General features: G+C 56.1%; 6 protein-coding genes. 4 read left to right on the top strand and 2 right to left on the bottom strand.

All coding sequences use genetic code 11. The features are described from left to right. The first annotated feature begins 117 nt into the window (after positions 1-117). The 4 genes from AC0QKW_RS04245 (at position 118) to AC0QKW_RS04230 (ending at position 7,212) form a co-directional block, all read left to right on the top strand. Positions 118-3,501, top strand: coding sequence for an Eco57I restriction-modification methylase domain-containing protein (locus AC0QKW_RS04245; RefSeq protein ID WP_473149809.1), 3,384 nt, complete (start codon positions 118-120; stop codon positions 3,499-3,501). A gap of 16 nt (positions 3,502-3,517) precedes the next feature. Further along, positions 3,518-3,961 carry a hypothetical protein gene (locus AC0QKW_RS04240; RefSeq protein WP_473149808.1) on the top strand — a complete coding sequence of 148 codons (444 nt, stop codon included), beginning with the start codon at positions 3,518-3,520 and terminating at the stop codon, positions 3,959-3,961. Between the two features lie 9 nt (positions 3,962-3,970). Next, positions 3,971-4,261, top strand: coding sequence for a DUF2281 domain-containing protein (locus AC0QKW_RS04235; protein WP_473149807.1), 291 nt, complete (start codon positions 3,971-3,973; stop codon positions 4,259-4,261). A 398-nt stretch (positions 4,262-4,659) separates the two neighbouring features. Further along, on the top strand, positions 4,660-7,212 hold the full coding sequence (locus AC0QKW_RS04230) for a glycogen/starch/alpha-glucan phosphorylase (RefSeq protein WP_473149806.1): 2,553 nt from the start codon (positions 4,660-4,662) through the stop codon (positions 7,210-7,212). A 24-nt stretch (positions 7,213-7,236) separates the two neighbouring features. Here the strand turns inward: AC0QKW_RS04230 and AC0QKW_RS04225 are convergent, their stop codons facing one another. Both AC0QKW_RS04225 and AC0QKW_RS04220 read right to left on the bottom strand, forming a co-directional pair. Next, entirely contained in the window at positions 7,237-8,436 is a 1,200-nt protein-coding gene (locus tag AC0QKW_RS04225; protein ID WP_473149805.1) for a glycosyltransferase family 2 protein, read from the bottom strand. 235 nt (positions 8,437-8,671) lie between these two features. After that, the gene (locus AC0QKW_RS04220) at positions 8,672-9,484 is read right to left on the bottom strand and encodes an HAD-IIB family hydrolase (RefSeq protein ID WP_473149804.1); all 813 of its coding nucleotides are present in this window, start codon (positions 9,482-9,484) and stop codon (positions 8,672-8,674) included. Between the last annotated feature and the right edge of the window lie 9 nt (positions 9,485-9,493).

The raw sequence follows: 9,493 nt of genomic DNA, 5'->3' as shown, positions 1-9,493 counted from the left end.
GCAGGTTGTCATGGCTTTTCGTCCAAGATCTTCTAGCCTGACCCTACCCCTTTCCTACAAATTCAGCCCCTGCCTCAATCCTTTGTGATCTACTGAGTCTCACTGGCCCCCAACGGCATGCCCCAGCCCAGCCACCACCGTCTGTTTCAAGACAAGACCCTCACCCAGGCTCTAAAAGGGTTTCTGTTTCCCGCCGATATTGCTGATCGCCACCAAAAACTCTTGCAGTGGGTACAGACCTTAGAGAGTGGCACCCTCGATGCTGTCAAAGAAACCTCCCTCCACGGCGACTTTCTCAAAGATGTCTTTCAAGATGCCCTGGGCTATCGCTCGGTGATTGGCGGCGCGGGCCACCAGTGGGAGCTACACGCCGAGCAGACCATTTCTGATGGCGGCGGCTCTGCCGATGGGGCGCTGGGCTTTTTTAATGCCGTCAGCAACCAAAAGGGCGGCAAAAAGCTAGAGGGGCGGGTGATTGCCCCCATTGAGCTAAAGGGGGCCAAGAATGATTTAGATCGCGCTGCCCCAGGGCGCAAAGAGTCTGCGGTAGACCAGGGCTGGCGCTACGCCAACTACACCGCCGACTGCCGCTGGGTGCTGGTGTCGAACTATCGCGAGATTCGACTGTACCAAACCAGCAAAACCCCAGCCTATTACGAAGTCTTTCGGCTAAAGGATCTGGAAGACCTGGCGGCCTTTAGAACCTTTTACTTTGTGCTGTGTCGGCAAAACTTTTTGCCCCCCAGCGCCGACCCCAAGGCCCGCTCTGTCATCGACCAGCTCTTGGTCGAGTCTGACAAGGCCGAGGTAGCGGTGACCAAGGCGCTCTACGCAGAGTACAAGCAGGTGCGGCTCAACCTGGCCACCCACTTTCGCGCCACTGGCCCCGCTGACCTGGCCGATCGCGATATTGCCCTGATCGAAAAGGCCCAAAAAACGCTGGATCGGGTGCTGTTTATCGCCTTTTGCGAAGACAAAGACCTGCTGCCCAAGGAAACCATTCAGCAGGCCCACGACCACCAAGACCCGTACAATCCGCGCACTATTTGGGAGAACTACAAGGCTGTATTTCGCGCTGTGGATCAGGGCAACGCGGCGCTGTCGATACCGGGCTACAACGGTGGCCTGTTTAAGCACGACCCGCTGCTAGACGAGCAGCTTCAGGTGTCGGATATTCTCTGCACCCAGCTCAAAACGCTGGCCCGCTACGACTTTGACTCGGAGGTGTCGGTCAACATTTTGGGCCACATCTTTGAGCAGTCGGTGAGCGACCTGGAAGAACTCAGGGCGCTGTCGGCGGGGGAAGCCTACGACCAAAGGCGTGGGCAGCGCAGAACCCAGGGGGTTTACTACACCCCGGCGTTTATTACCCAATACATTGTGGCGGTGGCGCTGGGTGGGTATCTGGAGCGCAAAGAAAAAGCCCTCTGGCAGGAAATCGGCATCGACCAGATTCGCGCCAATGCGGTACGCCAGCGCCGCGCCGCCGAAATACAGTTTTGGGAGCGCTACCGCGATGAGGTGCTGGTCAAAACCCGCGTGATTGACCCGGCCTGTGGGTCGGGGGCGTTTTTGATTGCGGCGTTTGACTATTTGAATAGTGAGTATGAGCGGGTGAATGAGCAACTGGCCGCCCTCAAAACCGCCGACGATACGGGGGAGTTTGTGGGCCAGCGCAGCCTGTTTGACCTGACCAAAACCATTCTCAACCAAAACCTCTATGGGGTAGACCTGTCGCCGGAGTCGGTGGAGATTACCAAGCTGTCGCTGTGGCTAAAGACGGCGGAGCGGGGCAGGCAGCTCACCTACCTGGATGACAACATTAAGGTGGGCAACTCGATTGTGGCTGACCCGGCAGTGGCCCCCCGTGCGTTTGATTGGCGGGCCGAGTTTGCGGAGGTGTTTGCCGATGGTGGGTTTGATGTGGTGATTGGCAACCCGCCCTATGTGCGGCAAGAGCTGCTGACACCGTTTAAGCCCTATCTGCAAGCGCACTATGCGGCCTACGATGGCGTAGCCGATTTGTATGTGTATTTTTACGAAAAGGGGCTGAAGATTTTGCGGCCCAATGGGGTGTTGTCGTACATTGTGACGAACAAGTGGCTGCGGGCTGGGTATGGGGAACCGCTGCGAAAGTTTTTTGCCGAAAATAGCGTCTTTGAACAAATCATCGACTTTGGCCATGCGCCGATCTTTCAGGATGCTGATGTGTTTCCGTGTATTGTGGCGGTGCGGAAGCCAGTAGCTGAAGATAAGGAAGATCACGAGAATATTGAATCTTCGGAACCTGTTCAAGTGTGTTCTGTTCCAAGAGACAAGCTAGAGAGTATAAACCTCCCTCAATTTGTAAATCAGGAAGGTCATAGTGTTCCCTGGGATAGATTCTCGCCTGAGGCCTGGAGTCTAGAACATCCTGCTGTTGATGAATTGTTAGAGAAAATTAGGGTTGCTGGAAAACCACTAAATCAATTTAATAACTCTAAACCGCTTTATGGGATAAAAACTGGTTTTAATGAGGCTTTTGTCGTTGACAATAAAGCCAGAGAGAAATTAATCAGAAATGATCCTAAAAACCTGGATATTATCAAGCCATTTTTGCGTGGTCAAGACATCAAAAGATGGCTCCCTGACTGGGGAGAGGACTTGTGGATTATTCTTCTGAAGTCTAGTGGAGATTATCCTTGGCCTTGGGCTGGCGAGTCTCCTGATGTGGCAGAAAGGATCTTTTCTCAAGCGCTTCCCTCGATTTATGATCATATGACAGGCTTTCGAGAAAAGTTAATAAAACGAACTGATAAAGGCCATTACTGGTGGGAGTTAAGATCCTGTGCTTACTACAATGTTCTTGAGCAGCCTAAAATCATTTATACAGACATAACTTGGCGTCCTGAATTTGCGCTTGACTTGGTCGGAGCGATTCCAGTCAACACAGCTTATCTCCTAACTGTAAGTAATCTATATCTTCTTGCCGTTCTCAACTCTCCATTAATTTGGTCGTACATGTGGAGAAATACAGCTCATGGTAAGGATGAAGCTTTGAGACTCTTTACGCAATTTATTGAACATCTCCCCATCGCGCCACCTACAGACGAAATCCGTGCTGAGGTCGAACCTGCTGTTCAGCAGCTCATCGAGTTTACCAAAGCCAACCAGCAGGCCACCCGCGACATGCTCCACTGGTTTCGCATCGAGCACGGCATCGACAAAGCAGGCAACAAACTCAGCGACTTTGCCATCCTTTCCCTCGACGACTTTTTGCAAGAAGTCAAAAAACGCCGCCCCAAAGGCGCAGGCAACCTTGGCCCCAAAGATCTCAAAACCCTCACCGATTCCTACGGCGACTATGCCCTGCCCATTCAGCAGCGCCGCCGCGATGGTCTGGTGCTAGAGCACCGCATTTCTGATTTGGTCAACCAAGCCTACGGCCTCACCCCCGAAGAAATCGACCTGATGTGGAAGACCGCCCCGCCGCGTATGCCCTTTAGCCGTCCACATATATAGTAATTGGTCGATTACGATGCAACTTCAAGAGATCATTACTAACCCAATAGTAGTTGCGGCATTAATTAACGTATCTGCTGTTGTTTCAATCTCTACCTTAAGCCCAATCTTTCAGAATAAGCGCGACAATAAGCGATGGGAAAGAGAGAAGCTATACGATCTACATCTAGAAACCTACGAAGCCTTAACAGACTTGTTAAGATCAGTTTCAACCGCCAACCATAAATCTGGCAATGAAATGCCTTCATTTTTTTATGCCTCAACAGGTGCGTTGAATAGACTAAAGCTAGCATATTCATGTGAGCAGGCAGAGACTATCCTATCTGTCGATGCTGCTCTAAGATCCATCTATAAGGGTTTCATGATTCAAACCAGTGAGTTAGAAAATCTCGAAAAATTAAGACAGCAGATACTTGAGATCGCCCAGAGCGACCCACGATTAAAGGATCTATTCAAATAGGAGAGGCTAATGAGTGCAGCAGACACTATCTATGAACTGGTGAAGCAACTGCCAGAAGAAGAGGCAAGTTTGGTGTTGATGTTTGCCGAGTTTGTACAGCAATATGCCAAGTCTGAGACGAATTCAGGGCGTTCTTCTCTGCTGTCCTACTTTGGCATTCTCAAAGATTCGCCTAACTTTAATGGAGATCCCGTTACCATTCAAAGGCAGATGAGAGATTATAATTCTGGTGAGTTTCAAGCCGTGTCTCTCAATACTCAAGACTTCAAGTTTAATCGAGACGAAGCGAATGAGCGCTAAAGTATTTCTCGATCATAAGTTTCTGTCCTACCGCTGTTCGCCCGATCGCACCAACTCCCACACCGCAAGCTCCCAATCAGGAAACGCCAGGGGTGCGATCGCACAGCTCATCTGTCGCCAAAAGGCCCGCTGCTAGCATGGGGGTGTCTTGTACACTCAGCGATCGCAGGCCGGTGACAGCCGTCATAGAATCATAAAGCCGCCACCGCCGCGCCCAGCTCGCCAGCGTTCTTGAGGCTCGTTTTTCCCTGATGTCTAGCCCGTGGCGGTTCTCGATCGACATTTTTCATCATCTTTAAACTAATCTTAAATCGTGCTTTAGGTCACAATTGGCGATCGCCTGATTTGATCTGATCAATACAATCCTTCTCTACACCCTGACCCAGGGCCGATCACCTATGGATATTCCCTCTCCGGTAGATGTTGCTGCGGCTACGGCCCTGGCCAAAGAGCGCACTGCCAACGACATCGAGAGCATCAAGCGGGCATTTTTGAACAACCTGTTCTACGTGCAGGGCAAGCCCGTGTCGCTGGCCACCCAGCACGACTACTACATGGCCCTGGCCTACCTGGTGCGCGATCGCATGCTGCACCGCTGGAACGGCACCGCCGAGCGCTATACCCAGCACAAGTCGCGCACGGTGTGCTACCTCTCGGCGGAGTTTCTCATGGGGCCACACCTGGGCAACAACCTGATCAACATGGGCATCTACGATCTCGTGAAGCAGGCCATGGTCGACCTGGGGCTCGACTTTGACACCTTGCTGGCCCAGGAAGAAGAGCCCGGCCTGGGCAACGGGGGGTTGGGGCGGCTGGCGGCCTGCTACCTCGATTCCATGGCGAGTCTAGAAATTCCTTCGGTGGGCTACGGCATTCGCTACGAGTTTGGCATTTTTGAGCAGGGCCTGCGCGACGGCTGGCAGGTCGAGCGCACCGACAAGTGGCTGCGCTACGGCAACCCCTGGGAAGTGGCCCGGCCCGAGTGGTCAGTCGAGGTCAAGTTTGGCGGCCACACCGAAACCTACACCGACGACCAGGGCCGCTACCGGGCGCGCTGGGTGCCCGCCCGCGAGGTTCTCGGGGTGCCCTACGACACCCCAATTTTGGGCTACCAGGTCAATACCGCCAACACCCTGCGGCTGTGGAAGGCCGAGGCGATCGAGTCCTTTGACTTTGAGGTGTTTAACCGGGGCAACTACTACGGCGCGGTGGAGCAAAAAGTGGCCTCTGAGAATATCTCCAAAGTGCTCTACCCCAACGACGAAACCCAGGCGGGCAAACAGCTGCGGCTAGAGCAGCAGTTTTTCTTTGTCTCCTGCTCGCTGCAAGACATGTTTCGCATTTTGGCGGGGCAGCACATGGCCGTAGAGCAGTTCCACGAGAAGTTTGCCATTCAGCTCAACGACACCCATCCGGCGATCGCTAGCCCCGAGCTGATGCGCCTGCTGCTCGACGAGTACGGCCTCGACTGGAATCTGGCTTGGGAGATCACCCAAAAGACCCTGGCCTACACCAACCACACCCTGCTGCCCGAAGCTCTAGAGAAATGGCCGGTGGCCCTATTCGGCAAGCTGCTGCCCCGCCATCTAGAGATCATCTACGAAATCAACAACCGCTTCCTCGACCTGGTGCGGATGAAGTTTCCCAAAGATAGCGATCGCCTGGCCCGCATGTCGCTGATTGACGAAAGTGGCGATCGCTACGTGCGCATGGCCAACCTGGCCTGCGTCAGCAGCCACACCATCAACGGCGTCGCTGCCTTGCACAGCGAGCTGCTCAAAGAGACGGTGCTGCGCGACTTCTACGAACTCTTCCCTGAGAAATTTTGCAACAAGACCAACGGCGTCACCCCCCGCCGCTGGATGGTGCTCAGCAACCCGCGATTGAGTACGCTGATCTCGAGCCGTATCGGCGATCGCTGGATCAAGCACCTCGACGATCTCAAGCAGATCGAACCCCTCGCCGACGATGCTGGCTTCCGCGACGAGTGGCGCGAGATTAAGCAGGCGGTCAAGCGTGACTTAGCCAGCCGCATCCACAGCCAGCACGGCGTGTTGGTCGACCCCGCCTCGCTGTTTGATGTGCAGGTCAAGCGCATCCACGAGTACAAGCGTCAGCACCTCAACGCGCTGCACATCGTCACCCTCTACAGCCAGCTCAAGCAAAACCCCAATTTAGCGATCACCCCCCGCACCTTTATCTTTAGCGGCAAGGCGGCCCCCGGCTACTCGATGGCCAAGCTGATGATCAAGCTGATCACCGCCGTGGGCGACATGGTTAACAAAGACCCCGACCTGCGCAACCAGATCAAGGTGATTTTCTTGCCCAATTACAACGTCACCAACAGCCAGCGCATCTATCCCGCCTCCGACCTCTCCGAACAAATTTCCACCGCTGGCTACGAGGCCTCGGGTACCGGCAACATGAAGTTTGCCATGAATGGAGCCCTCACCATCGGCACGCTGGATGGGGCCAACGTAGAGATTCGCGACGCCGTCGGGGCCGAGAATTTCTTTCTCTTTGGCCTCACTGCCCCCGAGGTGGTGGCCCTTAAGCAGGAGGGCTATACCCCCTACAGCTACTACCAGCGCAACCCCCTGCTCAAAGATGCCATCGACCTGATCGCCTCGGGCCACTTTTCCCACGGCGATGGCGATCTGTTTAAGCCTCTGCTCGACAAGCTGCTCTACCACGACCCCTTTATGCTGCTGGCCGACTACCAGGCCTACGTCGACTGTCAACAGACCGTGGGCCACGCCTACAGCGATGCCGACAGCTGGACCCGCATGTCAATTCTCAACGCCGTGCGCATGGGGAAATTTTCGAGCGATCGCTCTATCGCCGAGTATTGCAGCGACATCTGGAAGGTAGCCCCTTTCCCCATTACCCTGGTCGACTACGCTGAGTACTGCGACGACCCCGGCGGCAAGCTCACCTGCCAGCTGGGTTAGGCAGGGGCGTACAGCTGTGCGCCCCTACGAATCGCGCTCGGTGCGAATCCAGCTGGTCTCGGGCTTGGCCAAAAACCGAGAGAATATAGACACCTTGCTCAGCATGTAGACCGGCAGCCCAACCATGTCTCGCAGGGATAGGTCGCTGCGACCGTAGCCCAGCCAGGCCAGGCCAACGCCCACCACCAGACAGCCCAGCGCCCCGAGTGCCAGGTAGGCGGGTAGCCAGCCCAGGCCCACTAGGGTGGCCAGCAGGGTAAGCGATGCGATCGCCCCAGTGGTCATCACCTGCAATGTCAGCGGCAGTACCGACAGCTCTAGGGCGAGGGCCAGCAGATCGATTCGCCCTTGTCGCAGAGCCTGACCCAGCAATTTGGGCACATACTCTGTCAACATTTGCAGGTGGCCATGCTCCCAGCGGGTGCGCTGGGTGGCCGCTGCCTGATCGCCGCTGGGCAGGCGGCTGGTCACCCAGGCTGTCTGGCAAAACCGGGGAGCATAGCCCGCTAGAGCCAGGTCTAGGCCTAGCTTCATGTCTTCGACGATGTGGCCACTGGCAATATTCACCGCCGTGGCCGCCTGCCAGGGCAGGGCGATGCCGGTGCCGGTGAGCAGGCAAGGCTGCCCCAGACGATAGAGCCCCAGGGGGCGCACCCAGTTTTTCACCTTAAAGGCAAAGGCTGAGATGCCGTCTTTCAGGCCGGGGTGGGCGGGTTTTTCCATCAGGTAGACGGCTTGGGCGGGGCGGTTGGTGCGGTAGGCCTGGTGGGCCAGCGCCGCCAGGCTGCCGGATTGAAGATTGCAGTCGGCATCGACCAGCACCACCACATCGGGGGGATTGGGGGCGAGGTAGCTCAGGCCAAAGTCAAGGGCATAGCCCTTGCCCCTCTGGGTCAGATTTTGGCGCTCAATTACCGTAGCTCCGGCTTGGCGGGCCTCATCGGCGGTGGTGTCGGTGCAGTTGTCGGCGACGACCACCAGGCGATCGCCCGATCGCAGCTGAGGAGCAATAGTCGCCAGAGTCAACCCAATGCCAACCGCTTCGTTGTGGGCAGGCACCAGCACCGCCAGGGTGAGATCGGCAGGCAGGGTCGCCGCTGGGGATGGTTTTTGCCCCGCTACTGCCAGCAGGCACTCTAGGGCGAAAAAAGCCGATGTCACCAGCAGCAGCAGGGGTATGATGGCCGCGACTCCGGTGATCAGTTCTGTCCCACTCAGTGTCATAGTTATCAACCCTTTTGCCTTTGCTGATCTCAACTTTAGACTACCCAACCCCCAGGGTTGCTCCGCCCTAGGCTCTGGGAGGCGATCAACTTTGGGCTAAAGCGGCAGTCTACCTGTGTAATCTATCGGGCAGATGAGGCGGCGATCGCCCCAGGCCAAAGGATTTACCGGAGCTTTAAGACTTTGTGTGAAAAGAGTTTGAGGTGACAAAAGCCTCGCCATCCCACTCAGGGCACTAGCCACCAATCTCAGTCAACAACGCCTCTAGGGCTAGGCTCCAGCCCTCGGGAGCCGGGGCCGGGGCGATCGCCCAGCCCCGGTCAGCCAGTTGGGGGTGAGGCCCACGGGCGCCGGGCAGCACAATGGGATAGTCAACATTTTCGAGCATGTCTAGGTCATTGGGGCTGTTGCCCAGACCGATGGTGGTCACCCTAGAGCCATCCCCCTGGTATCGCCTAACCAGCTGGTGTACAGCATTGCCCTTACCTGCCTCAGGGCCAATCAGATGGGAAAAGCGATCGCCCAGCACCACTTGAAACCCCATGGCCTCTACGGCCTCCCGCAGCTGGTCGGCGGGCACATTTTTGGGCGTCATAAAAGGTTCAGAAAATTCGCGGGCCTTGGCCTGCTTGGCTTGGGCCGGTGATAGCCCGGTCAGCTGCACAATTTGATCCACGCTCCAGTCGCCAAAACCCTTGAGCGGGCGACCTAGATCTTGTGCGATCGCCTTGAGTCCAGCCCTGGCTGTTACATAGTTGCAGCCCAGCTGCAAAATATAGTGGCCATCCACAGGCTCTCCTGTCGGCAGCGAGAAGGCCGTCTGGGCGATGGGAATACACACCGCGCTGCCGTTCTCGACCACAAAGGGGCCGTCAAGCCCCACATCTTGCCGAAGTTGAGCCACCTCTTGGCGAGTTTTACTGGTCACCGGCACCACCGGAATGCCGCGCTCCGCCAGCCGCGCCAGGATCGGCAAGACAGCCTCGTAGGCATAGGTCTCACTGTTGAGCAGAGTGCCGTCGAGGTCGGTAAACACGATGCAGGTCATAGGTCGCAG

Source organism: Pseudanabaena sp. PCC 9330, assembly GCF_055795045.1.
The sequence above is the reverse complement of the archived record's forward strand: the minus strand, read 5'-3'. Positions and strand labels throughout refer to the sequence as shown.

Coding starts and splice junctions, on each gene's coding strand:
- AC0QKW_RS04235 (WP_473149807.1), top strand. CDS start 3,971: ATGAGTGCAGCAGACACTATCTATGAACTGGTGAAGCAACTGCCAGAA.
- AC0QKW_RS04230 (WP_473149806.1), top strand. CDS start 4,660: ATGGATATTCCCTCTCCGGTAGATGTTGCTGCGGCTACGGCCCTGGCC.
- AC0QKW_RS04240 (WP_473149808.1), top strand. CDS start 3,518: ATGCAACTTCAAGAGATCATTACTAACCCAATAGTAGTTGCGGCATTA.
- AC0QKW_RS04245 (WP_473149809.1), top strand. CDS start 118: ATGCCCCAGCCCAGCCACCACCGTCTGTTTCAAGACAAGACCCTCACC.
- AC0QKW_RS04225 (WP_473149805.1), bottom strand. CDS start 8,436: ATGACACTGAGTGGGACAGAACTGATCACCGGAGTCGCGGCCATCATA.
- AC0QKW_RS04220 (WP_473149804.1), bottom strand. CDS start 9,484: ATGACCTGCATCGTGTTTACCGACCTCGACGGCACTCTGCTCAACAGT.